Origin of the sequence: uncultured Roseibium sp. (genome assembly GCF_963675095.2) — a bacterium.
Classification (GTDB): domain Bacteria; phylum Pseudomonadota; class Alphaproteobacteria; order Rhizobiales; family Stappiaceae; genus Roseibium.
The window spans coordinates 265,648-288,266 of the sequence record NZ_CAXXSJ010000028.1 but is presented as its reverse complement, the minus strand read 5'-3'; the positions used below and the strand labels follow the sequence as shown (position 1 = coordinate 288,266).

Below are 22,619 nucleotides of genomic sequence, written 5' to 3'. Positions count from 1 at the left end.
CCGGCGCTTGCCATGGCCCCCCGGCCGTTTCACTCTTCGTGAAAGCAGATTCCCGGGGAGCGGCCATGATTTTCTATCTCACCCTCATCTTTGCCTGCCAGCTTGCGGGCGAACTCCTGAAGGCAGCACTGGAGCTGCCGGTGCCGGGGCCGGTGATCGGCATGGTGATCCTGTTTGCCGGGCTCGTGATCAAAGGCGGCCTCCCGGAGGGGCTGGCGCAGGTCGGCGATACCTTCCTCGGCAACCTTTCGCTGCTTTTCGTCCCCGCTGGCGTGGGCGTCATGCTGCATATCGCCCTGATCGGAGAACAGGCGCTCGCCATCACGCTCGCCCTGGTGGGCAGCACGCTGGCCACCATTGCTGTGACGGCCCTGGTCATGAACCTTTTTGGCGGGAGCGACCGCCAGGAAGCGGAGAAGACCGATGGGTGAGGGTTTGCGCGATATCTGGGTCTATCTCGCCGCCAGTCCGCTTCTGGCGCTGACCCTGACGCTGGCGGCCTATCAGATGGGTTTCTGGATCTACCGGAAAGGCCGGCTCAACCCGCTTCTCAATCCGGTGCTGTTCGCCGTCGTCGTTCTGGTCGCCATCCTGACGGTGACGGACACGGCCTATGCGACCTATTTCGAGGGCGCGCAGTTCGTCCACTTCCTGCTCGGGCCGGCAACGGTCGCGCTTGCCCTGCCACTCTACCGGCAGATCGAACGGGTGCGGAAGTCGGCCCTGGCGATCACGGTCAGCCTGCTCGCCGGGTCACTCACGGCGATTGTCAGTGCCGTCGGTATCGCCTGGGTTTTCGGTGCCACGGATGAAATCCTGGTGTCCCTGGCGCCGAAATCGGTGACGGCCCCGGTCGCCATGGGCATCAGCGAGCAGCTCGGCGGCCTGCCGTCGCTCACCGCCGTTCTGGTCATCCTGACCGGTATCCTGGGTGCGGCGCTTGGACCGTTTCTGCTCAATCTTCTGAGGGTGAAGGACATGGCCGCGCGTGGACTTGCCATCGGCACCGCCTCCCACGGTATAGGCACTGCGCGGGCCTTGCAGGTCAGCGAGGTCGCGGGGGCGTTTTCCGGCCTGGCCATGGGGCTGAATGCGCTGGCAACCGCGATCCTGCTGCCACTGTTGTGGAACTGGTTGTTCTAACCGGCTTTCAGCCAGCGGCGTGGATCGGTCTGGAATGACGATCCGCTGTCGCCGCTAAGCGCCTTGACCAGATCGGCAACCGCGTCGAGCGAATGAGCGGCGCGGAATTCGTCCACATGGGGCAGCATGGCGCGGATGCCTTTTGCTTTCGCCTGGAAACCGTCGAAGCGGAGCAGCGGGTTGAGCCAGATCAGCCGGCGGCAGGACCGGTGCAGCCGGTCCATCTCCCGCTCCAGATCCTCGTCCGTGTCCCGTTCGAGGCCGTCGGTGATCAGCAGAACGGTCGGGCTGCCGGAGAGCACCCGGCGCGACCAGACCCGGTTGAACTCGTGGAGTGCCGTAGCGATGCGCGTGCCGCCGGACCAGTCGTCAACGCCGTCGCTGCAGGCTTCCAGCGCCTCGTCCGGGTCTTTCATGCGCAGTTGGCGGGTCACGTTGGTCAGCCGCGTGCCGAACAGGAACGTGTGCACGTCGCGCCGCTCCTCGGTCATGGCGTGCAGAAAATGCAGGAGCAGGCGGGTGTACTGGCTCATGGAGCCGGAAATGTCGCAGAGCGCGACCAGCGGCGGGCGCTTTTCATGGGCGCGCCGGAATTTCAGGTCAATGATGTCTCCGCCGGCACGCATGGAGGCCCGAAGCGTCCGGCGCGGATCGATCCGCCCGCGGGTTGCCGGCTTGAGCCGCCGCTGGCGGATCTTGTCCAAGGGAATCGCGAGGTCGCGTAGCGCTTGCTTGGCGGCCGCGATTTCGTCCGCCGTCATCTGGGCAAAGTCCTTGGTCTGCAGCAGTTCCTTGCCGGAGACGGTGAACTTGGCATCGACCTCGACCTGCGGCCGGGTTTCCTCGCTCGCTCGCTCCCTGGACGCCTGGAAAGCCTGGGAGACGCGGGTCTGGCCGGCCTTCGGCTTTTCCGGTGCGCCGCGCGGCGGGGCGACCGGCGACAGGATCGCCAGCATCTTTTCGACAAGCCCGCGGCTCTGCCAGTAGATGCGGAACGCTTCGTCGAACAGCACCCTATGCTCGCGCTTGCGCACGAAAACCGCATGCAGGGTCCAGTAGAGATCCTCCCGGCTGGAAATCCCGGCGATCTCCACGGCGCGCACCGCATCGACAACGGTGGCCGGCCCCGCCGGCATGCCGGCCTTCCTCAGCGTGCGGGCGAAATGGACGATATTGTCGACGATGCGGCCTTCGGCCTCGGGAGAGAGGGTTGGTCATGACACGCCCCACTTCCGGGTAGCTTGAGTGCGGCGGTTCTTCCAATGCGGCTCCAGCTCCCTCTCCCATGGGGAGAGGGTTGGGGTGAGGGGATACAGCGTCTGTGAAATACGGAGAGTTTGAAACCCCTCACCCGGAGCTTCGCTCCGACCTCTCCCCTTGGGAGAGGTAACCGGCGATCGGCGCCGGTGTTGCCTTATGCCGAGAGGCGCGACACCCCCCTCTGTCCGCAGTTGCGGACATCTCCCCCTCAAGGGGGGGGAGGGGTGCAAGTGGCTAGATCGTTTGCGCATTACCTTGTCCGCTCAAACCGCCGGCATAGTCGGAGTTTTCGGCTCTTCCTTGCGGATCTGTTCGATCAGCTGACGGGTCTTGGAGCCTCGGACGCGTTCGATGTCGTCCTGGTATTTCAGGAGGACGCCGAGGGTGTCGGAGGCGACATCCGGATCGAGCGCCATGGCGTCGAGTTCGCTGAGCGCCGTTGCCCAGTCGAGGGTTTCGGCAACGCCCGGCTGCTTGAACAGGTCCTCGTCGGCGCGCAGCTTCTGGACGAAGGCGACAACCTCCTGGCTGAGGCGATCGGCGGCGCCCGGCACCTTGCGGCGGACGATTTCCAGCTCGCGCTCCGCATCCGGGTAATCGACCCAGTGGTAGAGGCAGCGGCGCTTCAGCGCGTCGTGGATCTCTCGGGTCCTGTTGGTGGTGATGATGACGATCGGCGGTTCGGCGGCTTTGATCGTCCCCAGTTCGGGAATGGTCACCTGATTGTCGGCGAGCACTTCGAGGAGGAAAGCCTCGAAGGCCTCGTCGGCCCGGTCGAGTTCGTCGATCAGGAATACCGGCGCGCCGTTGATATGCGGCTCCAGCGCCTGCAGAACGGGACGCTTGATCAGGAAGCGTTCGTCGAAGATGGACTTGGACAGCTCCGTGTGGTCGGTGTCGCCGGAGGCTTCCGACACGCGGATTTCCACCATCTGGGCCGGGTAATTCCACTCGTAGACAGCGGAGGCCACGTCCAGACCCTCGTAGCATTGCAGACGGATCAGGTCGCGGCCGAGGGTTTCGGACAGGACCTTGGCGATTTCCGTCTTGCCGACGCCGGCCTCGCCTTCCAGGAACAGCGGGCGCTTCATGCGCAGGGACAGGTGCAGCACGGTCGCCAGCGACCGGTCGGCCACATAGCCGGCGCTTTCCAGAAGCGTCAGGGTGTCTTCGATGGAAGCGGGCAGGGGATGTTGGGTCATCGGGTGTCGCTCGTCTGGCTTTCCGGATTTTTCTCAGCTTAGGTTATGTAACCTTTCTGCGGCAGGGCTGAAAGGCAGCAATCGAACTTTGGTAACGGTGACCTGTCTCAGGCCTGAGCCAGACCGCGGAACTGTTTGCGGTAACTGGTCGGTGTGATGCCGAGTTCGCGCCCGAAATGATGGCGCAGGTTGGTGGCGGTGCCGAAGCCGCAGCGATCGGCGATCCGGTCGACGGTCTCGGTCGTGTCCTCCAGAAGCTGGCGAGCGCGGCGAAGCCTTTCGGCCAGCAGCCAGCGGGCGGGCGTGGTGCCGGTCGCCGCCTGAAACCGGCGCAGGAACGTGCGCTCGCTCATTCCGGCGCGGCGGGAGAGGTCGTAAATGGTCCAGGGGGTCTGAAGGTTCGCCCGCAAGTCATCGAAAAGGGGGCTGAGGCGTGAGCCCTCATGGGGCTGCGGCACGCTCAGCTCGGAATATTGCGCCTGTCCGCCGTCCCGGTGGGGCGGCACGACAAGGCGCCGGGCGACGGAATTGGCGGCTGCCGTGCCATGGTCGCGGCGCACCAGGTGCAGGCAGAGGTCGATACCGGCGGCACTTCCGGCGGAGGTCAGGATCTGGCCTTCGTCGACATAAAGTACGTCGGGCACCACCTCCAGTTCCGGATGGCGCTCCCGCAGGGCCTCGGTGTAGCGCCAGTGGGTCGTGACCTTCTTTCCGTGCAGCAGGCCGGTAGCGGCAAGCACGAAGACGCCGGAGCAGATCGACAGCAGCCGGGCGCCATTTGCATGCGCGGCTTTCAGGGCCCCGACAAGGTCTTTCGGTACGGGCGCATGCGCTGAACGCCAACCAGGCACGATGACGGTTCCGGCCTGTTGGAGCACCTCAAGACCGCCGTCGACGGCGATGCGCAATCCGCCGGGCGCGCGAATATCGCCAGCATCCGAGGACGCGACCGCATAGTCGTACCAGTCGTCGCCCATTTCCGGCCGGGGCAGGCCGAAGACTTCATAGGCCACGCCGAATTCGAACAGGCACAGGCCGTCGTAGGCAAGGGCGACGACGAGCGGATTGGTCGGCGGTTCGGGGCTCTGTGTGTTTGGCATGAATTTTACGATAGATGGCATTCATGCCAGCGGTCAATTGCCGATCCATCGGATAGGACTGACGACAGCCATCGCACCAACAGTTTCAAGGAGATGTTTCATGAGTGTTGTCAGCGCAATATTGGCCGCAGAACCGCAACAGGCCATCGACCATTTCAGCCATCGGCTTTCCAATGAGACCGACTGCGATGACGTGGCGTCGGCCATGAAGGCAGGAGAGCAGGACTTCGTGCTCCTGCATGTGGTCGGATCTCCGGCAGCCTATGAACGCCGTCATGTTCCCGGCGCCCTGCATCTGCCCCACAAGGAGATCGACCAAGCGCGGATGGCGCAGTGGCCGGAAGACACGCTGTTCGTCGTCTATTGTGCCGGTCCCCACTGCAACGGCGCCGACAAGGCGGCGCTGAAGCTTGCCCGGCTCGGCCGGCCGGTTAAACTCATGATCGGCGGACTGACCGGCTGGGAGGACGAAGGGCTGCCCTTTGCCACGGGGAAGGAACCAGGCTCCATTGCTGGGTGAGCGGAGACCTCGTAATCGTCCTTATGGTTCTGTTATACCTCTCTTTCTATAAAGGGATCCGACGCGATCCGGGGAGGGAACCATGCAGCGCAGGCTTTTGACCGCAGCGACCGGCGTAACGATGATTCTGGCGATACAGACTGCATCGGCTGAGACCTATCCGACCGATCCGGTCTCGGTCGCGACGGGGCTGGAACTGGCCGAGATCTATTGTGCGGCCTGCCATGCGGTCGAGAAGGATGACCAAAGCAAGATCGAGGGCGCGCCCGCCTTCCGGGACCTGGCGAAACGTTATCCACTGGAGGATCTGGAAGAGAGCCTCGCGGAAGGCATCGTCACCGGTCACGAAGGCATGCCGGAATTTTCCTTCAGTGCCGAGGATATCGATGCATTTCTCGGCTATCTGACGTCAATCCAGACCAAGTAGAAGCTTGGCAGCACTCTTTGCATTGTGCTGCTAAGTCCATGATATAATTCACCAAATTGACACGAATTAAGAACGCGTTAACCTGATTGCGTGGACACTTTTTCATCGTGAATGAAAGTGAGGCAATCATGAAGGTTGGTTCGGATTTTCAAAAGCGCATCCTCGGCTACGGACTGCTTACCGCCGAGATCCTCTACCGGCTTCCCGATCATCCCAAGTTCCTGCAAAGCTTCCTGTGGCAAACGGAAGACCTCGCCCCGCATTTCCCCGAATTGAAGAAGTTTCTGGGCTTCTGGGAGAAGGAAATCGAGGGCCGGATCCACTCGGTCCGGATAGCGCATCAGGATCTTCTCGAACCGGTCGACTACCGCTACGCCAACGGCGAAATCATGGTTCACTAGACAGCGAATTAGCCGCGATTGGTCAGGCCCAGACCTTCGCCATCGCGCATCACGGCGCGGGACTCGTCTGTGAAATCCGAGCCGTCTCCCTTGTGCAGGACAAAGCCCGGCTGAAGCTGCAAGGGCGCCTTGCTGGCGCGGATGGCGCGGATGAGGATGCGGGTGGCCGGGGCGTCGGGGCGCGGGCGTAAAGGGATGACATCGATGGCGCCGAACCGGCCGGTCAGGACGTCGAGCAGTTCGCGCAGGCCGTCGGCCCGGAAGATCACCGTTAGGCTACCACCCTCGCGCAGGATGTCGGTCGCCGTTTTCGCCCAGGGTTCCAGTCCGCGGTCGTCCAGCATGTGCGCGCTCGCCCGCGCGCTGGCCGGAGAGGCCCGGAAGGACCCGGGCGGATAATAGGGCGGGTTCATGATGACATGGTCGGCCATGCCCGGCGTCAGGCCGGCTGCATGGCGTTCGCTGCCCTTGGCGGTGATGTCCGCCTCCAGCACCTTCACCCTGCCGGCAAAGGCGGAATTGGCCGGGTCGGCCAGGGCCTCGCGGGCAAGGCCGAGCACCAGCGGATCGATTTCGACCAGGGTCACGTCGATATCGGCCAGTCGGGCAGCGGCACAAAGGCCGGCGGTGCCCACGCCCGCGCCCAGGTCCACGACATGGCCTTTGGTACCGTCGGGGAGGGCTGCGGCCAGATAGACCGCATCCAGCCCGGCACGGTGCCGTCCCTTTTTCGGCTGATGCACGTGAACGAGGCCGCCGAGGAAGGCGTCACGGGTGGTTTCCTGAGTGGTGCCGGCTGCGTCCGTATCGTCGGGCGTATCCGTCATCAGAAAGAGGTCGGGCTTTCCGGCCCGAGTTCATGGGCCAGGCCGGCATCGGTGACGAGGCGCCGGGCCTGGGCAATCTGGTCGGCAGCGACCAGCAGCCGGCGCGGGATCATGCTGATCGACCCTTCCAGAATGCTCATGTTGTCGTCGGCAACGAAATACCGGATGCCGGCCTCGCCGAGCAGCGATTCCAGAAAGGAAATGAGTACCGGATCGTTGGTTCGCAGCAGTTCTTCCATTCAGACCTTGTCAGTTTGTGAATTTGCCGCAGGCCGTAACGCTGTTAAATGCCAGCAAAACCTGCTGCCGGGCGCTTTTCAAGCCCCGGCGACCGATTGCTCCCTTGCCCAAGGCTTATCGCCGCCATATTGTCCGCACAACAAGAAAACAGGAGTGCCTTTGGTGGCCGTTGTCGCATCTATGACCGACCCTAAATCCGTTCAGCCCGGTATCCAGTCGCTCGTCGACCTGGTTTCGGGGGGCATGGACCAGGTGAATCAGATCATCCTGTCGAAGGCCGGGTCCAACGTGGAACTGATCCCGGAGATCGCCAAGCACCTGATTTCTTCCGGCGGAAAGCGGTTGCGGCCGATGCTGACGCTCGCCTGTGCCGACATGTTCGGCTATCAGGGCAACGGCCACGTGACCCTCGCGGCCAGCGTGGAATTCATGCACACCGCGACGCTGCTTCACGATGATGTGGTCGACGAAAGCGACATGCGCCGCGGCAAGCTGGCGGCGCGCAAGTTGTGGGGCAATCAGGCCAGCGTTCTGGTCGGCGACTACCTGCTCGGCCAGGCCTTCAAGATGATGGTCGACGTGGGCTCGCTCGAAGCCCTGCGCATCCTGTCAGAGGCTTCCGCAATCATCGCGGAAGGCGAGGTGATGCAACTCGGTGCGGCCAAGGACATCGGCACAACCGAAGCCCAGTACCTCAAGGTGATCGAGGCCAAGACGGCAGCGCTGTTTGCGGCCGCCGCCGAAGTCGGTCCGGTGGTAGCCGGCGAAAGTGCCGAGATGAAACAGGCGGCCCGAAGCTACGGTATGGAACTGGGCCTGGCCTTCCAGCTGGTCGACGACGCTCTCGACTACGGCGGCTCCAGCGCGGATCTGGGCAAGGATGTCGGCGACGACTTCCGCGAAGGCAAGATCACGCTCCCGGTCGTCTTCGCCATTCAGCGCGGTGGCGACGAGGACAAGGTGTTCTGGAAGCGGTGCCTGGAAACCGATGGTATCGAGGATGGCGATCTGGACCATGCCATCGAGCTGATGACCAAATACGATGCCATCTCTGATACGGTGGAACGCGCGCGCAGTTATGGCGAAAGCGCCTTGAAGGCGCTGGACCGTCTTCCCGCCGGTGCTCACCAGACCGCCCTGGCCGAAGCCGTCGCGTTCTGTATTTCCCGGGTGAGCTAAGCCAATCTACTTGGCACCAGTTGCAAGCCTGCGCCGGGCCTAGACCTGCAGGCGCGAGGCAAGCGGGATGTCAATGTCCTGCGGGTGGGTAACGATTGCCTCAAGCGCCAGACGAACGCCCTGGGCGGCGGTTTCCGCCGACATGCTGGGAGCGCCGAGGTTTTCCGGAAGGGCGGCAATCTGGGGCAGGTGCGGCAGGTGAATCCAGCCGGCGCGCACGGGAAGCTTTGCCGAGGCGATATGGTGCATGATGCCGTAGAAAAGGTGATTGCAGCAGAACGTGCCGGGCGCATCGGAAATATCGGCCGGAATTCCACCCTCGCGCATGGCATGGACCATGGCCCGGATTGGCAGATTGCTGTGATAGGCCACCGGCCCGTCGGGCGCGGTCGGAGCGTCCTGCAGGGTCACGCCGGCATTGTCCTTGAGGCCGTAGCGGCTGGAATCATTGAGGTTCTGGGCAATTCTTTCCACCGTAACCATCGCCCGGCCGCCGAATTCCCCCATCATCACGACCGTGGATGCCCCGGTTTCGGCCATGGCGTCCCGCACCGCGTCGATGCAGACGAAAAACGTGTTGGGAATGATCCGGGAGATGATGGACGCGTTGCCGACTGTCTCGCCGTCCAGCAGCCTGGCCACATGTTCCGCCGGATTAACCGCCGTATTGCCATAGGCTTCAAACCCCGTCAGCAGGATGGTCTCCATCGCCGGGTCTCCTTTCTGTCCCTGTGATTTCTGTCAGGGATCGAGTGAACCATGATCCTATGGACATAGTCTAAAGCTTGCCGGCGTTAACCCACCAGTCCGGGTGCCCGGCGACGACGTCCGCCGCGATCCGGCTTTCCTTTCCCGGTTCGCACAGGGCGAAACAGGTGGCGCCGGATCCGGACATGCGGGCGAATGCGACGTCCGGCAGTGCGTTCAAGACCGCGATCACGCCGGAGATCGCGGGGCACAGGGCTTCCGCGGCGGCCTGCATGTCGTTGCGAGTGTGCCTCAAGTAGGCGCAGAGGGTGTTCAGATCGGCGAAACTGCCCGGCAAATCCGGTAGGGGGGGATTGTCCCGCTTCGTCATCGCCTTGAACACGGCGGGGGTGGCGACGGCTTCCATCGGGTTGACCAGGACGATGCCGGCAGGCGGCATGGCCGGTGCGGGGGTCAGAATGTCGCCGATACCGCTCATGCGCATGGGCTTCTGTTCCAGGCACACCGGTACGTCGGCCCCGAGCGCGAGCGCGAGGTCGAGGCGCTGCTGTTGCGGCAGCGATTGTCCGGTGTGGCGTTCCATGAGGCGAAGTGCGGCTGCCGCGTCGGCCGATCCCCCGCCGATCCCCGACGCCACGGGCAGGTTCTTTTCGAGCGTCACGCGGACATCCGGCGATGTGCTGGATGTCTCGGCGAAGCGGCGGACGGCCTTGAGCACCAGGTTGTCCTGAGCGGGGCCCTCGAGAGCTGATGCAAACGGACCTTCCAGCCGCAGCTCGGACGCCGCCGCCGGTTCAAGCGACAGCCGATCTGCGATGTCGGGAAAGACCACCAGCGAATCGAGCAGGTGATAACCGTCTTCGCGCCGGCCGGTCACGTGAAGCGCAAGATTGATCTTGGCCCGGGCGGTTTCCGACAACGCGCCGCCGCTCTCGTCATGCTGCATCAGGCCGGTCAGCCGCCGTTCTTGCTGCCGTCGGCCTTGGCTTCGTCGGCCTGTGCATCATCGAGGCCGTTTGCGATCTTTTTCAGGATCTTCGGCAGTTCTTCCGGTTCCGGACCCAGATCGCGCGCATGGTTCCACTGGAACCGGGCTTCGTTCTTGCGCCCCACCTTCCAGTAGGCGTCGCCCAGGTGGTCGTTGATGACAGGGTCGGAGGGGCGCAGTTCGATCGCGCGTTCCAGTTCCTTGACGGCCTCGTTATATTTTCCGAGTCGGTAGTAGACCCAGCCGAGGCTGTCGACGATATAGCCGTCCGTCGGACGCAGCTCGACGGCCTTCTTGATCATGCCGAGCGCCTCGTCCAGCTTCAGCCCCTGGTCGACCAGGGAATAGCCGAGGTAGTTGAGAACCAGCGGCTGGTCCTCGAAGAGTTCGAGCGCTTTGCGGAAGTCGGCTTCGGCCAGATCCCACTTGTCCTGGCGTTCGCGGCAGATGCCGCGGAAATACAGCAGCAGCCAGTGTTCCTTTTGCATGTTGCCGTCAAGGGAATCGATTCCCTTCGTGTAAACCACCTCGGCCTCGTCGAAGATCTTGTGACCGCGCAGAACATTGCCGAGGGAAACAATCGCTTCCAGTTCGGTGGGATCCTGCTCGATCAGCGCGGACAAATGCTCGCGGGCCTCGTCCACGCGATCCATTGAATTGTAGTTCAGTCCGATCTGGATTTCCGCATCGCGCTTGAGCGCAGCGTCTTCCGGAACCATTTTCAGAACCTCAATGGCCTGTTCCGGCTGACCCATACGCTCCAGGAGGCCACCCAGGCTTACGGCCGCGAACTGGGCTTTCGGATCGAGGTAGAGGGACAGCTGCAGGAAGGCGGTTGCAAGTTCCTCCGCGCTGTCGCGTCCGATCGCGGCCCCGAGCCCGTAGAGAATTTCAGACATGCCTTCGGCAGGAACGGACAGGATCGGAGGGATCGCGGCTCCGGATTCAATCAGCTCCTGGGTCTGTGCCAGGAGGGGGTGTGTCCCTTGAGCAGCCGGTCGTAGTCTTCCAGCGCCTTCAGGGCTTCGTCCTTCCTGCCGTTGGCGGCCAGTAGCCGTGCGTAGGCATCCACCACGCGGATGGCGCCCTGGTCAGCGTTATAGGCGATCTCGATCTGTTCGAGCGCTTCGTCGTTCCGTCCGGCGGCGAACAGGATCAGGGCACTGTGATCGGCCTTGAAGACGTCGAACCAATCCGGCCCCTTCAATTCGGCAATGGTCGCGAGCGCCTGGTCCACATCACCGGCGCCGTATTGGGCCCAGCCTTTCGCAATGCCGATCGAGAGATCGGCGAGCGGTCCGCCCGCGTTGGAGTCCAGTAGCGCCACCGCGTCGTCATAGGAGCCGTTGCGCATGGCCTCGGCTGCGAGCGTGAGTTGACCGAGGAAATTCCGCGAGCCGAGCTTTTCGAGATTGCCGGCGTACCGGGCGGCATCCTCGATATCCCCGTTTGCGAGTTTCAGGAGGAAGGTGCGCTCAAGCAGGACCGGGTTCGTGGGGTCGGCTGCGAGCGCTTCTTCGTAAAATGCGGCGGCCTGGGAAAAATCCTTCTCGACGCCGGCGAGGCGGCCTGAGAGATAGCTGCCTGACAGGGTGACCGGCAGATCCGTCGGCGTGCCGTACTGTATCTTCGGCTCTCCACCGGTTTCAGCGTGCGCCATTGGCGTCACGCTGCCCAAAGCGGCAGTGCCCATCAGCGCAAGGAAAAGAACGCGGAACGGCTTCTTCCGGATTGTCAGCTTCGCGCCGGTGATTTCAGTCATGTAACCTCGCATGCTTGCGGACGTCATAGTCACTTCCGCACGTAGTATAGGCCCGACAATGGCCCCTTTAAGGCCCCCGGGCAAGGGAAAGGCCTGAAAGTCCCCGGAAAGTCCAGGGGCAGGATTCATAAATCAGGTTGAAATGGCGCCGTACACGGCAAAGAGCTGCAAGGAGAGACGCGAAAAGCGGGCTCCCTGCCCGGTTGAGCGGTTCGACGCAGCAGATCGAAGCCGTTTCGGCGTCCTTTCAGGATATGTCCGATTTGCCCGGCTACAGCGTTGCCAGTTCTGGAAAACCGGACGGTTTCCTGCGAATTTGCGCCTCGTATCCGAACAATTTGGCTCATACCATTCCAATCTGATTTATGAAGCCTGCCCCTGCAGTAGTGCTTAAAAGAGGCGTTTCCGATTGGGTCTTGTTGCCGCAGCCTTTGGATGTTTGCCGTCTCATCTAAAAAAAAACTTGAGTCAGAAACCGCGGCATAGCAGGAATGTGCGGCGCAAAAAGCCCGGTGCACAGCCTCCGAGGCACGACTCGAGACGGAGAACGACTGATGACCAGATGGGTCTACAATTTCGGCAATGGAACGGCAGACGGCGCCGCAGATATGAAAAATCTGCTCGGCGGCAAGGGGGCCAACCTCGCCGAGATGAGCAATCTGGGCTTGCCGGTGCACGCCCGGCTTCACGATCACCACGGAAGTCTGCACCTGGTATTACGATCATGGTCAGTCCTATCCTGACGATCTTGAAGGCCCAGGTCGAGGAAGCGCTGAAGACGGTCGGCGCGGCTACGGACCGGAAGTTCGGCGACTTGAAGAACCCGCTTCTGGTCTCCGTGCGCTCCGGCGCCCGCGTTTCCATGCCCGGCATGATGGATACGGTGCTGAACCTGGGCCTGAATGACGAAACGGTGAAGGCCATCGGCGAGGACGCCGGGTGACATGCGCTTTGCCTATGACAGTTACCGCCGGTTCATCCAGATGTATTCCGACGTGGTGCTGGGCGTTGATCACCACGAGTTCGAAGAGATCCTGGAAGAGCACAAGTCCCGGAATGATCTCAGCCTGGATACGGAAATCACCGCCGAGGACTGGGTCGGTATCATCGACAAGTTCAAGGGACTGGTCGAAAACGATCTCGGCAAGCCGTTCCCGCAGGACCCGTACGAACAGCTCTGGGGCGCGATCGGTGCCGTCTTCGGGTCGTGGATGACCCATCGGGCACAGACCTACCGCCGTCTCCACGACATTCCGGGCAGCTGGGGAACCGCCGTCAACGTTCAGGCCATGGTGTTCGGCAACATGGGGGATACGTCGGCAACCGGCGTTGCCTTTACCCGCAACCCGTCGACCGGCGAAAAGGCCCTATACGGCGAGTTCCTGGTCAATGCCCAGGGCGAGGACGTGGTCGCCGGTATCCGGACCCCGCAGGACATCACCGAGAAGGCACGCATCGAGGCCGGTTCGACCCGGCCGTCTTTGGAAAACCTGATGCCGGAGGCCTTTGCCGAGTTCCAGTCGATCTGCGACCGGCTCGAAGCCCATTACCGGGACATGCAGGACCTGGAATTCACCATCGAAAAGGGCAAGCTCTGGATGCTCCAGACGCGCTCGGGCAAGCGGACGGCCAAGGCAGCACTGAAGGTTGCGGTCGACATGGCCGCCGAAGGTCTTTTGAGCGAAGAGGAAGCGGTGATGCGCGTCGAGCCGGGTGCGCTCGATCAGCTCCTCCATCCGACCATCGATCCGAAGGCGGAACGGGATATCATCGCAAGCGGTCTGCCGGCGTCTCCGGGTGCGGCTTCCGGCGAAATCGTCTTCACCTCCGACGAGGCGGAAGAGGCGAAGGCTGCCGGGCGCAAGGTCATTCTTGTCCGGGTGGAAACCAGTCCGGAAGACATTCACGGCATGCATGCGTCCGAAGGCATTCTCACCAGCCGCGGCGGCATGACCAGCCACGCGGCCGTGGTCGCCCGCGGCATGGGCAAGCCCTGTGTCGCCGGCGCCGGCATGGTCCGGATCGACTACCGAGCCGGTACGATCAGCGCCAGCGGACGGACGCTCAACAAGGGTGACATCATCACCATCGACGGCGCGTCCGGCCAGATCCTGGTCGGCGAAGTCGACATGCTGCAGCCGGCGCTTTCAGGCGATTTCGGCACGCTCATGGGTTGGGCGGACGGCGTGCGCCGGATGAAGGTGCGCACCAATGCGGAAACGCCGGCCGACGCCAAGGTGGCGCGCGAATTCGGTGCAGAAGGCATCGGCCTGTGCCGGACCGAGCACATGTTCTTCGAAGGCGAGCGCATCATCGCGGTGCGCGAGATGATTCTGTCGGAGACCGAGGACGGTCGCCGGGCGGCTCTGGCAAAGCTTCTGCCGATGCAACGCCAGGATTTCGCCGAGATTTTCGAAATCATGAGGGGCCTTCCGGTCACCATCCGTCTGCTCGATCCGCCGCTGCACGAGTTCCTGCCGAAATCGGATGAGGAAGTCGCGGAAGTCGCGAGCGCCATGGGCGTTTCGGCCGACAAGCTGCGCGAACGAGCCGATACGCTTGAGGAATTCAACCCGATGCTCGGCCATCGCGGCTGCCGTCTGCTGGTTTCCTATCCGGAAATCGCGGAAATGCAGGCGCGGGCCATCTTTGAGGCAGCGATCCAGGCAGGCAAGGCGACCGGATCGCCGGTCGTGCCGGAGATCATGGTGCCGCTGGTGGGCCTGAAGGGCGAACTGGATATGGTTCGAGCCAGCATCGAGGCCATGGCCGCCGCCGTTCAGACGGAAACGGGTGAAAGCCTCACCTACCAGATCGGCACCATGGTGGAACTGCCGCGTGCCGCCCTGCAGGCGGGCGAAATCGCCAAGTCGGCGGAGTTCTTCTCCTTCGGCACCAACGACCTGACGCAGACCACTTTCGGGATCTCGCGTGACGATGCGGCCTCCTTCCTCGGCACCTATCAGGCCAAGGGCCTGCTGGAACAGGATCCGTTCGTTTCCCTCGACCAGACCGGTGTGGGTGAACTGGTGAAGATCGGCGCGGAACGCGGCCGCTCGACCCGGCCCGACATGAAGCTCGGCATCTGCGGCGAGCACGGTGGCGATCCGGCGTCGATCGGGTTCTGCGAAACCGTCGGCCTCGACTATGTGTCCTGTTCGCCGTTCCGCGTGCCGATCGCGCGTCTGGCAGCGGCCCAGGCGGCTCTCAAGGCAAGGACCTGAGGGAGGGGGCAGTGAGCCGGCCCTTCCCGGACCTCGACGACCTTCGCCAGGGCGGCAAGCTTGCCCTGGCGCGCATGCTCACCCGGCTCGAAACCGAGGCCGGGTCGGCGGAAACCGCGCGTTTTCTCGATAAGGCCAGCCATTTTCAAGGCGGGCATGTTCTGGGCCTGACCGGTCCGCCCGGCGTTGGCAAGTCGACGCTGACGGATGCCTTGATCAAGGCGTTTCGCGGGCAGGGAGAAAGCGTGTCCGTGCTGGCGATCGATCCGTCTTCCCGCTTTACCGGCGGCGCGCTTCTGGGCGACCGGACGCGGTTGCATACGGACCCGGAAGACCAACAGGTTTTTGTCCGTTCCATGGCAGCCCGGGACCGGCTCGGCGGCCTGTCGGACCATGCCATTGCCGCCATTGCCCTGTTGCGGGCGGTCAGCGACCGGGTGATCGTGGAATCGGTCGGGATCGGTCAGTCGGAAAGCGACCTTGTGCAGGCAGCCGATACCATGGTGCTGTGCATCCAGCCAGGATCAGGCGACAGCCTTCAGTTCATGAAGGCGGGGGTGATGGAATTGCCCGACCTGATCGTCGTTACCAAGGCGGACATGGGACCGGCTGCGCGCCGGGCGGCTTCCGACGTCACCGGTGCCTTGTCTTTGACGAGGTCGGACAAGAATAGCTGGAAGGTGCCTGTTTTCGAAGTCTCCGCACGCTCCGGAAATGGCCTCGGCGAGCTGATCGATGGTGTCGCCGCGCATCGGCATCATCTGGCGGCAAGCGGCAGGCTTGAGGCAAAACGGGCCGCGCAGCACCGGCAATGGTATGAGGACATGATTCATACCCGGTTCGGCACGGCAGGGCTTGAGGCAGCAGCAAGTCGGGGCGAGGCAGCGGATCCTGCGGTTGCTCCGTTTTCGGCCTTTCGTGCGGTTTCGGACGAGTTGTCGAAACGGCTTGGTTTGTCCGACATCTAAGTATGAATTCTAGTACTCGGCGCGTCTGAGGGGCGCCAGCTCCGGGCTTTGCATTTCCGCCTGGAGTTCATGGTCGGCCAGGAACTCGTCCAGATCGCGCGCGGGTAGTGGATGGGAAATGAAATAACCCTGCAATCTGTGACAGCCGTTGGCCGTCAGATAGTCGGCCTGCTGCTTTTCCTCGATGCCCTCGGCCACGATGGTCATGCCGAGCGCCTGCCCCAGGCGGATGATCGTACGCACGATGGCGCGGGCTTCCGGGCTGTCGCTCATGGCGGAAATGAAATCCCGATCGATCTTCAGGGTATCGAAGGGGAAATGGCGCAAGTAGCTCAGGCTGGAATAACCGGAGCCGAAATCATCCAGTGCGATCTTGATGCCGAGGTCCTTCAGGCGTTTCAGCGATTGCAGGGTCTTCTTGTCCCGACCGGCAAAGACGGTTTCCGTCACCTCGATTTCCAGGCGGGCCGGGTCGAGGTCGAATTCCTCCAGGGTGGAAATGACCTTCTCGACAAAGCGGGGGTGCTTGAACTGGGTCGGCGAGACGTTCACAGAAACGACGACGCCGGGCCAACGATGCGCATCCCGGCAGGCCCGGCGCAGGACCCAAAGGCCCAGGTCGTTGATCAGACCGGTTTCCTCTGCGACCGGAATGAAGCTCGATGGCGGAACAGGCCCGGTGTTCGGCCGGTTCCAGCGGGCCAGCGCCTCGATCGCCACGATCCTGCCGGATCGGCTGTCGCACTGCGGCTGATAGGCGACGTCCAGGAGATCATCGTCAATCGCCTTGCGCAATTCGCGCGCGATCTCGTCCTTGGTCCGGACGTGTTCCTGCATGGACGGCTCGAAGAAAGACCATCGGTTCCGGCCGTTCGATTTGGCGTCATAAAGGGCGATATCCGCCTTGCGCAGAAGCTCCTCCGCCTCCAGTCCGTCGCGGGGGGCGAGGGCCGCACCCAGTGAAACGGTGACATGGATTTCGTCGGGGCCGAAGGAGACCGGCAGAACCATCATGTCCTGGAGCCGGCTCATGAACCGTTCCGCGTGGGTCTCGTTCGGGCAATCGGGCAGCAGGAGCGCGAATTCGTCGCCGCTGATGCGTGCGACGATACCGTCTTCGGGAAGAATCTGGAGCAGACGTTCGGCAATCGCGCAGATCACGTGGTCGCCGGCTGCGTGTCCGAGCGTGTCGTTGATGTCCTTGAAGCGGTCGAGGTCGAAATAGAGGACGGCCGCGCCGTTGCTGACGATCTTGGGATCATTCAGTGTCCGGTCGAGCAACTGGCTGAATTGTCTCCGGTTCGGCAGGCCCGACAGCGGATCGTGCAGGGATGCGCGCACCGCATCCGCCCGGCTGGAAGCCAGGTGTCGGGTCGATTGCCGGATGAACGTCATGACAACGATGGAAAGGCCGACCAGGGCCAGAGCCAGAACGGTCAAGACCGGCGTGATCCTGCTCTGCATTTCCAGGCCCGGTTGGTCCGCCTGCCAGTGGATATGTCCTATGATATGCCCGTCCGGAGCCTTCAGGTCGATCAATGGTCCGCCTGCTTCGGGCGCGGGGATGGAATCCAGAACCAGATCTTCCAACGCGGAAACCCTGCCGATTTCCGCAAGCAATGCGCCATTCAATTGTTTGAAGCTGATCAGAATGGCCGGTGGCTCGCGCTGGGATACCAGCTTGACGAGTTCCGGTGTGATGGCGGTCGCGGAAAACAGGTAGATATTGCCCTTGATCGAAACGATGCCGGTTTCAGACAGGGTATGTTCGTTGATCCTGTAATCAGGGTCGAAATAGAACAACCCGCTCGGTAGTGCTTTCAGGGAAGCGAGATAACGGTTCTGGACCGCTTTGACCGCCGGGGCCATGCGATCGAGCAGATCCGGCGTGACCCATTTCTCATAGACGTTCGGGCCGTCGACGAAACGGGGTTTGCGATCCTGGTCGAGCACGATCGTTCTGGAAAAGCCGTAACGCTGTTTAAGCCAGAGGGCGACGTTATGGTAAAGCCAGGCCGTGTCGTAGATCGGCCCGGTCGTGATATAATAAATCGGGTCGTTGACCAGGACACTTGCCTGCTGTCTGGCAAACTGGTCGCGGGTCAGCTGCAGAGTCCCGTTGAGCAGCTGGCGCTGACTTTTTTCCGCTGCCTGGTCGGAGATGTGCGCGGACCAGATCAGGAGCCCGAAGGTGATCGCTACGGCAATCAGCACGACCGCGAACATCGGGATGATGATCGCATTCGCGATCCGGTTGCCGTGCCTTTCTTTTGCAGCTGTCATCGGAGCTCCAGGAGATATCCGTAATAATATCGCCTAAAGCTGCTAATGAATGCAGAAGGAAGTTAGTTAATAAAATACTTGCGCTACTTGTACTGATCTTTTTCACTATGTTAGAAATATATTCTAATATGAATTATGATATACGTTGAAGTTACAATGTTGAACCCGGTATACGTTAGATAAGTTGTAGTCCGCGAAAGCTCGTCTCTCCGAATTTGCCGACGATGATGTGGTCGTGGATTTCGACGCCGAGAGGTTTGGCGATGTCGATGATCTGCTTCGTCATCTGAATGTCCGCGCGCGACGGCGTCGGGTCGCCCGAAGGGTGATTGTGGACCAGGATGAGGGCTGTCGCGGACAGCTCCAGCGCGCGCCGGATTACTTCCCGCGGGTAGACCGGGGTGTGGTCGACCGTTCCCCTCTGCTGCACCTCGTCGGCGATCAGGCCGTTCTTCTTGTCGAGAAACAGGATGCGGAATTCCTCGATGTCCGAATGCGCCATGGCCGATTTCACATAGGCGACAACCTGCGACCAGGACGACAACACGGCCCGTTCATCGACCTGGCCTTTGGTGTAGCGGACCGCACTTGCCTGGACGACCTTCAGATGCTCCGCGACCCTGTCTCCGACGCCGGGGATTTCGGTCAGGAGTTTGGGCGGGGCCGCGAGCACGCCGGCAAAGGAGCCAAAACGGCGAAGCAGGGCCTTGGCGATCGGCTTGGTGTCCTGGCGGGGCACGGCGGCAAATAGCAAGAGCTCAAGGAGCTCGTAATCCTCGAAGCCGGCTTCTCCGGTCTTGCGAAAGCGGTTGCGCAGCCGTTCCCGGTGACCGGCGTGGTCCGAGGGCGTCTTGTCCTCAGGGTCTTTCCGGCCGCCTCCCATGGTCCGGTCGTCAGGCCGGCGTCATGCCGGGCATATCCAGGCCCCCCGGCGAGGTGGTGAAGATCTCGCAGCCCTCCGGCGTGATGCCGATGGCATGCTCGAACTGGGCGGAGAGCGAACGGTCCCGGGTTACCGCCGTCCAGCCGTCGCTTAAGACCTTCACGTGGGGGCGCCCCAGGTTCACCATCGGCTCGATGGTAAAGATCATGCCGGGCTTCAGCTCGATACCTTCCCCCGGACGGCCGTAATGCAGGATGTTCGGCGTGTCGTGAAACAGGCGTCCGACGCCGTGGCCGCAGAAATCACGCACCACCGAGCAGCGCTCGCCTTCCACATAGGTCTGGATGGCATGACCGATGTCGCCCGTGGTGTTGCCGGGCTTGGCCGCGGCAATGCCGAGCAGGAGCGACTCATAGGTCACCTCGATCAGCCGTTCGGCGGCACGCTTGATCTTGCCGACCGGATACATGCGGCTGGAATCGCCATGCCATCCGTCCAGAATGTAGGTGACGTCGATGTTGACGATGTCACCGTCGCGCAGCGGCTTGTCGTTCGGGATGCCGTGGCAGACCACGTGGTTGACCGAGGTGCAGGTGGACTTGGTGTAGCCGCGGTAATTGAGCGTTGCCGGCAGGGCGCCGTTGGCTTCGCCGAACTCGAAAACGAAATCGTCGATTTCCTGCGTGGTTACACCGGGTTTGACCAGGGCCGCCAGTTCATCCAGGCACCGAGCGGTCAGCTGTCCGGCCTTGCGCATACCTTCGAAATCCTCTGGTCCATAAAGGCGGACCTGTCCGGTGTTTTTCAAAGGGGCGTCTGCGGCGTCGATATAGGTGACCATGGGCGGTACTTATGCTCTTGAGAGGGTGTTTATCGCGCAGGTTAGCGCGGCTTTCGTTTCCTGTCTTGCGCATCACATACCCTTGTCGGCCGATTTTTTCCAGACCGGGGGTAAAACTGCTTAATAACGGCCCGAAATCGGCTTGCGCTGTTTTTCACCAGCGGATAGGCATTTGGGAACACGCGGGCGTGGTGGAACTGGTAGACACAAGGGACTTAAAATCCCTCGGCCCTAGGCTGTACGGGTTCGAGTCCCGTCGCCCGCACCACCCTTCGCTCTTCGAGCTTCGGGTGGCTTGCCAACTGAAACTCGTTAGACGAAGGCGTGTCCTCCGAAGCCTTGGCGCAGGAGGACGGCTCTCAAATTTGAGTGCGTTGCCGGCCTTCGGGCTGCTTGAGCGCGGGTTTGTGGCGCTATCGGCCTTCGGCCTACTTGAGCGCGATGTTTCCTAGAAATTCTGCCGCCCGATCACGGCCATAACCTCAACGGCTGTGTCCGTCACCTTGTAGTAGACGCTGTGAACGCCGCATAGGCTGCGGCGATAACCTGGGCGAATTTCATTGACGGCCGGATACAGGAACGGGTTGTCACAAAGCTTCTGAAAATGATCGATCAGCGCATCGTAGTAGAGGTCGGCGCGTTCCTCTCCCCATTGAGCAAATCCGTATTCATAGAGGGTCGCCAGATCAAAGTCGGCCGATGCGCTGATTTTGAGTTCATACACTTGCGGCATTCTTGAGTTTTGCTTTGGCATCGGCGCGGATTTGTTCCGGTGTCCGATCGGAAAAGCCGCTTTCTTCCGCTGCGATCAGTTTCTTGCGGATTTCTTCCACCTCCCGCGCCTTGCGGATAAGGTCATTCACCACTTCGCTCTTGCTTGAATATTCTTCGCTTTCGACCTGCGCCTTGAGCCATTCGTCGTTCGGGCGGGTCAGGGAAATACTCTGTCTCGACATCATTCGGATCCCGTTTGGCGGTACATTTAATTGGTGTGATTATGCACCAGTTATGCATCAGGATACAGAAAATAACCGAGGGACACGACCGCGGCACGGCCCGGTTGGCTCTCCTCGGTATGCGACCCTCGCCATTGGCATTGTCCCAGAAACAGTCTAGGAAGTTTCAGAAATCGGAATGCGCATTGGCGGCCGTCATCTCAGGTCGCGCGCAGGACAGGTAGGAACGTTTCTTGATCTCGCTGCGGCCAGTCCTCAATGTGCTGGGGTTCCTCTATGTCGGTCTGGCGACCGCCATGCTGGTGCCTGCCATCGTCGATGTGGCGGCCAAGAACGCCGACTGGCGGGCATTCGTGTTTTCCGCCCTGTTTACCGGTCTCGTGGGCATGCTCCTGTCGATCGCTGCGAGCGGATCGTTAAAGGAGGGGCTGAACACCCGCCAGACCTTCGTGCTGACGACCCTTGCCTGGGCGACGCTGCCGGCCCTCGGAGCCCTGCCGTTCATGTGGCTCGGGATCGGCTATGCGGATGCGGTGTTCGAGGCCGTGTCCGGTGTGACCACGACGGGGGCGACGGTGCTGTCGGGCCTGGACGGGCTGCCGCCGGGGCTTCTCGTCTGGCGCTCGCTGCTGCAATGGATCGGCGGTATCGGCATCATCGTCATGGCGATCGTGCTCCTGCCGTTTCTCAGGATCGGCGGCATGCAGCTGTTCCAGACCGAGGCTTCGGACCGGTCGGAAAAGGTCGTCAGCCGGTCCATAGAGTTGATCCGGCTGCTCGGACTGGCCTATGTGCTTTTGACCGCCCTGTGCATCATTGCCTATCTGGCAACCGGGTTTGAGCTTTTCGACGCGTTCAATCACGCGCTGACGACAATTTCCACCGGCGGCTTTTCCACCCACGACATATCCTTCGGTTACTACACCAACCCGGTCTCGGGCTGGGTCGCCATTCTCTTCATGGTGATCGGTGCCCTGCCGTTCGTGCTGATTGTCCAGGCCTTGCGCGGCCAGCCGCTTCTTTTATGGCGCGATCCCCAGGTGCGGGCGCTTGTGGGCTTTCTGGCGGTCGTCTCACTGGTGATAACGGTCTATCTCGGCGCAACCATGGAGTTTTCGTTCGGCGAGGCGTTGCTCCGGGCGACCTTCAATGTGGTTTCGATCGTAACCGGGACCGGTTATGCGCTCGGCGACTATACCGAATGGGGCGGGCCGGTCGTCGGGATCGTGCTTATCCTCAGCTTCGTCGGCGGCTGCACCGGGTCCACCACCGGCGGTATCAAGATGTTCCGCTTCCTGGTCTTCTTCGGAACGGTCAGAGCCCATTTCCGCCGCATGGTCAGGCCGAACCGGGTGATGTCGGAGGAATACGGCGGAACCCGGCTGACGACGGAGTTGTCCTTTTCTGTTCTGGCCTTCCTGGTCGTCTACATGGGGGCGGTCGGTGCCGTCACCCTTGGCCTGTCCATCTTCGGGCTCGACTTGACGACGGCTCTGTCGGCAGCGGCCTCTTCGGTCGGCAATGTCGGGCCTGGGCTTGGCTCCGTCATCGGCCCGTCCGGTAATTATGCCCCGCTGCCGGACAATGCGAAGTGGCTGTTGTGCATGGCCATGCTCTTTGGTCGCTTGGAACTGTTCACAGTCCTGGTTCTGTTTGATCCGGATTTCTGGTCGCGCTGAGAAAGCCATCTCAAGCCAAACCCGCAAA

22 protein-coding genes, 1 tRNA gene and 1 pseudogene are annotated in these 22,619 nt (G+C 62.0%); 10 read left to right on the top strand and 14 right to left on the bottom strand.

The window, feature by feature from the left end:
- The first annotated feature begins 65 nt into the window (after nt 1–65).
- Together ABIN98_RS11085 and ABIN98_RS11080 are read left to right on the top strand one after the other, a co-directional pair.
- Entirely contained in the window at nt 66–431 is a 366-nt protein-coding gene (locus ABIN98_RS11085; protein WP_346909934.1) for a CidA/LrgA family protein, read from the top strand.
- The gene (locus ABIN98_RS11080) at nt 424–1,143 is read left to right on the top strand and encodes an LrgB family protein (protein WP_346909933.1); all 720 of its coding nucleotides are present in this window, start codon (nt 424–426) and stop codon (nt 1,141–1,143) included. Before ABIN98_RS11085 ends, ABIN98_RS11080 begins: the two co-directional genes overlap by 8 nt.
- Here ABIN98_RS11080 and ABIN98_RS11075 read toward each other — a convergent pair.
- The 3 genes from ABIN98_RS11075 to ftrA all read right to left on the bottom strand — a co-directional run bounded on the left by ABIN98_RS11075 (nt 1,140) and on the right by ftrA (nt 4,726).
- Nucleotides 1,140–2,279, bottom strand: coding sequence for a VWA domain-containing protein (locus tag ABIN98_RS11075; RefSeq protein ID WP_346909932.1), 1,140 nt, complete (start codon nt 2,277–2,279; stop codon nt 1,140–1,142). The two genes, ABIN98_RS11080 and ABIN98_RS11075, sit on opposite strands and share 4 nt — an antisense overlap.
- 387 nt (nt 2,280–2,666) lie before the next feature.
- On the bottom strand, nt 2,667–3,605 hold the full coding sequence (locus ABIN98_RS11070) for a MoxR family ATPase (protein WP_346909931.1): 939 nt from the start codon (nt 3,603–3,605) through the stop codon (nt 2,667–2,669).
- 107 nt (nt 3,606–3,712) lie between these two features.
- Nucleotides 3,713–4,726 (bottom strand): transcriptional regulator FtrA, encoded by a 1,014-nt coding sequence (gene ftrA, locus ABIN98_RS11065; RefSeq protein WP_346909930.1) that lies wholly within the window; start codon nt 4,724–4,726, stop codon nt 3,713–3,715.
- Between the two features lie 79 nt (nt 4,727–4,805).
- On the opposite strand from ftrA, the gene ABIN98_RS11060 reads away from it, so the two are divergent.
- From ABIN98_RS11060 to ABIN98_RS11050, 3 genes are all read left to right on the top strand, one after another.
- Nucleotides 4,806–5,225, top strand: coding sequence for a rhodanese-like domain-containing protein (locus ABIN98_RS11060; protein ID WP_346909929.1), 420 nt, complete (start codon nt 4,806–4,808; stop codon nt 5,223–5,225).
- Nucleotides 5,226–5,307: 82 nt separating this feature from the next.
- Nucleotides 5,308–5,652: a cytochrome c gene (locus ABIN98_RS11055; RefSeq protein ID WP_346909927.1), complete on the top strand. Its 345-nt coding sequence runs from the start codon at nt 5,308–5,310 to the stop codon at nt 5,650–5,652.
- 128 nt (nt 5,653–5,780) lie between these two features.
- The gene (locus tag ABIN98_RS11050) at nt 5,781–6,053 is read left to right on the top strand and encodes a Usg family protein (RefSeq protein ID WP_346894758.1); all 273 of its coding nucleotides are present in this window, start codon (nt 5,781–5,783) and stop codon (nt 6,051–6,053) included.
- An 8-nt stretch (nt 6,054–6,061) separates the two neighbouring features.
- Here ABIN98_RS11050 and ABIN98_RS11045 read toward each other — a convergent pair whose 3' ends face one another.
- Both ABIN98_RS11045 and ABIN98_RS11040 read right to left on the bottom strand, forming a co-directional pair.
- Nucleotides 6,062–6,880, bottom strand: a complete 819-nt coding sequence (locus ABIN98_RS11045) for a methyltransferase (protein ID WP_346909925.1) — start codon at nt 6,878–6,880, stop codon at nt 6,062–6,064.
- Nucleotides 6,880–7,119, bottom strand: a complete 240-nt coding sequence (locus ABIN98_RS11040) for a DUF2007 domain-containing protein (RefSeq protein WP_346909924.1) — start codon at nt 7,117–7,119, stop codon at nt 6,880–6,882. The genes ABIN98_RS11045 and ABIN98_RS11040 overlap by 1 nt, the downstream gene beginning before the upstream one ends.
- Before the next feature lie 163 nt (nt 7,120–7,282).
- Here ABIN98_RS11040 and ABIN98_RS11035 point away from each other — a divergent pair, with 163 nt between their 5' ends.
- Entirely contained in the window at nt 7,283–8,299 is a 1,017-nt protein-coding gene (locus tag ABIN98_RS11035) for a polyprenyl synthetase family protein (RefSeq protein WP_394701482.1), read from the top strand.
- 39 nt (nt 8,300–8,338) lie between these two features.
- Here ABIN98_RS11035 and pcp read toward each other — a convergent pair whose 3' ends face one another.
- The 4 genes from pcp to ABIN98_RS11015 form a co-directional block, all read right to left on the bottom strand.
- Nucleotides 8,339–9,007: a pyroglutamyl-peptidase I gene (gene pcp / locus ABIN98_RS11030; RefSeq protein WP_346909923.1), complete on the bottom strand. Its 669-nt coding sequence runs from the start codon at nt 9,005–9,007 to the stop codon at nt 8,339–8,341.
- 70 nt (nt 9,008–9,077) lie between these two features.
- A complete protein-coding gene (locus ABIN98_RS11025) occupies nt 9,078–9,953 on the bottom strand; it encodes a 4-(cytidine 5'-diphospho)-2-C-methyl-D-erythritol kinase (RefSeq protein WP_346909921.1) in 876 nt (291 codons plus the stop codon).
- Between the two features lie 8 nt (nt 9,954–9,961).
- Nucleotides 9,962–10,894 carry a tetratricopeptide repeat protein gene (locus tag ABIN98_RS11020; protein ID WP_346909919.1) on the bottom strand — a complete coding sequence of 311 codons (933 nt, stop codon included), beginning with the start codon at nt 10,892–10,894 and terminating at the stop codon, nt 9,962–9,964.
- Between the two features lie 50 nt (nt 10,895–10,944).
- Nucleotides 10,945–11,757 carry a hypothetical protein gene (locus ABIN98_RS11015; RefSeq protein WP_346909917.1) on the bottom strand — a complete coding sequence of 271 codons (813 nt, stop codon included), beginning with the start codon at nt 11,755–11,757 and terminating at the stop codon, nt 10,945–10,947.
- Nucleotides 11,758–12,311: 554 nt separating this feature from the next.
- Between ABIN98_RS11015 and ppdK the strand changes: the two are divergent.
- Together ppdK and meaB are read left to right on the top strand one after the other, a co-directional pair.
- Nucleotides 12,312–14,981, top strand: a pseudogene (gene ppdK, locus ABIN98_RS11010) (pyruvate, phosphate dikinase).
- Nucleotides 14,982–14,992: 11 nt separating this feature from the next.
- Entirely contained in the window at nt 14,993–15,949 is a 957-nt protein-coding gene (gene meaB / locus ABIN98_RS11005) for a methylmalonyl Co-A mutase-associated GTPase MeaB (RefSeq protein WP_346909915.1), read from the top strand.
- Between the two features lie 9 nt (nt 15,950–15,958).
- Here the strand turns inward: meaB and ABIN98_RS11000 are convergent, their stop codons facing one another.
- The 3 genes from ABIN98_RS11000 to map all read right to left on the bottom strand — a co-directional run bounded on the left by ABIN98_RS11000 (nt 15,959) and on the right by map (nt 19,956).
- A complete protein-coding gene (locus tag ABIN98_RS11000) occupies nt 15,959–18,232 on the bottom strand; it encodes a bifunctional diguanylate cyclase/phosphodiesterase (protein ID WP_346909913.1) in 2,274 nt (757 codons plus the stop codon).
- A 175-nt stretch (nt 18,233–18,407) separates the two neighbouring features.
- Nucleotides 18,408–19,115 carry a DNA repair protein RadC gene (radC, locus tag ABIN98_RS10995; RefSeq protein ID WP_346909911.1) on the bottom strand — a complete coding sequence of 236 codons (708 nt, stop codon included), beginning with the start codon at nt 19,113–19,115 and terminating at the stop codon, nt 18,408–18,410.
- Nucleotides 19,116–19,125: 10 nt separating this feature from the next.
- Nucleotides 19,126–19,956, bottom strand: coding sequence for a type I methionyl aminopeptidase (gene map / locus ABIN98_RS10990; RefSeq protein WP_346909909.1), 831 nt, complete (start codon nt 19,954–19,956; stop codon nt 19,126–19,128).
- A gap of 182 nt (nt 19,957–20,138) precedes the next feature.
- On the opposite strand from map, the gene ABIN98_RS10985 reads away from it, so the two are divergent.
- A tRNA-Leu gene (locus ABIN98_RS10985) sits at nt 20,139–20,224 on the top strand.
- A 180-nt stretch (nt 20,225–20,404) separates the two neighbouring features.
- Here the strand turns inward: ABIN98_RS10985 and ABIN98_RS10980 are convergent.
- Together ABIN98_RS10980 and ABIN98_RS10975 are read right to left on the bottom strand one after the other, a co-directional pair.
- The gene (locus ABIN98_RS10980; protein WP_346909907.1) at nt 20,405–20,680 is read right to left on the bottom strand and encodes a type II toxin-antitoxin system RelE/ParE family toxin; all 276 of its coding nucleotides are present in this window, start codon (nt 20,678–20,680) and stop codon (nt 20,405–20,407) included.
- On the bottom strand, nt 20,673–20,912 hold the full coding sequence (locus ABIN98_RS10975) for a type II toxin-antitoxin system ParD family antitoxin (protein WP_394701481.1): 240 nt from the start codon (nt 20,910–20,912) through the stop codon (nt 20,673–20,675). Before ABIN98_RS10975 ends, ABIN98_RS10980 begins: the two co-directional genes overlap by 8 nt.
- Nucleotides 20,913–21,145: 233 nt before the next feature.
- On the opposite strand from ABIN98_RS10975, the gene ABIN98_RS10970 reads away from it, so the two are divergent.
- Nucleotides 21,146–22,591, top strand: coding sequence for a TrkH family potassium uptake protein (locus tag ABIN98_RS10970; RefSeq protein ID WP_346909903.1), 1,446 nt, complete (start codon nt 21,146–21,148; stop codon nt 22,589–22,591).
- Nucleotides 22,592–22,619 lie beyond the last annotated feature (28 nt).

Bases quoted from the DNA above. Each gene is read 5' to 3' on its own strand.
- ABIN98_RS11085 (WP_346909934.1), top strand. From the start codon at position 66: ATGATTTTCTATCTCACCCTCATCTTTGCCTGCCAGCTTGCGGGCGAA.
- ABIN98_RS11080 (WP_346909933.1), top strand. From the start codon at position 424: ATGGGTGAGGGTTTGCGCGATATCTGGGTCTATCTCGCCGCCAGTCCG.
- ABIN98_RS11075 (WP_346909932.1), bottom strand. From the start codon at position 2,279: ATGCCGGCGGGGCCGGCCACCGTTGTCGATGCGGTGCGCGCCGTGGAG.
- ABIN98_RS11070 (WP_346909931.1), bottom strand. From the start codon at position 3,605: ATGACCCAACATCCCCTGCCCGCTTCCATCGAAGACACCCTGACGCTT.
- ftrA (WP_346909930.1), bottom strand. From the start codon at position 4,726: ATGCCATCTATCGTAAAATTCATGCCAAACACACAGAGCCCCGAACCG.
- ABIN98_RS11060 (WP_346909929.1), top strand. From the start codon at position 4,806: ATGAGTGTTGTCAGCGCAATATTGGCCGCAGAACCGCAACAGGCCATC.
- ABIN98_RS11055 (WP_346909927.1), top strand. From the start codon at position 5,308: ATGCAGCGCAGGCTTTTGACCGCAGCGACCGGCGTAACGATGATTCTG.
- ABIN98_RS11050 (WP_346894758.1), top strand. From the start codon at position 5,781: ATGAAGGTTGGTTCGGATTTTCAAAAGCGCATCCTCGGCTACGGACTG.
- ABIN98_RS11045 (WP_346909925.1), bottom strand. From the start codon at position 6,880: ATGACGGATACGCCCGACGATACGGACGCAGCCGGCACCACTCAGGAA.
- ABIN98_RS11040 (WP_346909924.1), bottom strand. From the start codon at position 7,119: ATGGAAGAACTGCTGCGAACCAACGATCCGGTACTCATTTCCTTTCTG.
- pcp (WP_346909923.1), bottom strand. From the start codon at position 9,007: ATGGAGACCATCCTGCTGACGGGGTTTGAAGCCTATGGCAATACGGCG.
- ABIN98_RS11025 (WP_346909921.1), bottom strand. From the start codon at position 9,953: ATGCAGCATGACGAGAGCGGCGGCGCGTTGTCGGAAACCGCCCGGGCC.
- ABIN98_RS11020 (WP_346909919.1), bottom strand. From the start codon at position 10,894: ATGTCTGAAATTCTCTACGGGCTCGGGGCCGCGATCGGACGCGACAGC.
- ABIN98_RS11015 (WP_346909917.1), bottom strand. From the start codon at position 11,757: ATGACTGAAATCACCGGCGCGAAGCTGACAATCCGGAAGAAGCCGTTC.
- ABIN98_RS11000 (WP_346909913.1), bottom strand. From the start codon at position 18,232: ATGACAGCTGCAAAAGAAAGGCACGGCAACCGGATCGCGAATGCGATC.
- radC (WP_346909911.1), bottom strand. From the start codon at position 19,115: ATGGGAGGCGGCCGGAAAGACCCTGAGGACAAGACGCCCTCGGACCAC.
- map (WP_346909909.1), bottom strand. From the start codon at position 19,956: ATGGTCACCTATATCGACGCCGCAGACGCCCCTTTGAAAAACACCGGA.
- ABIN98_RS10975 (WP_394701481.1), bottom strand. From the start codon at position 20,912: ATGTCGAGACAGAGTATTTCCCTGACCCGCCCGAACGACGAATGGCTC.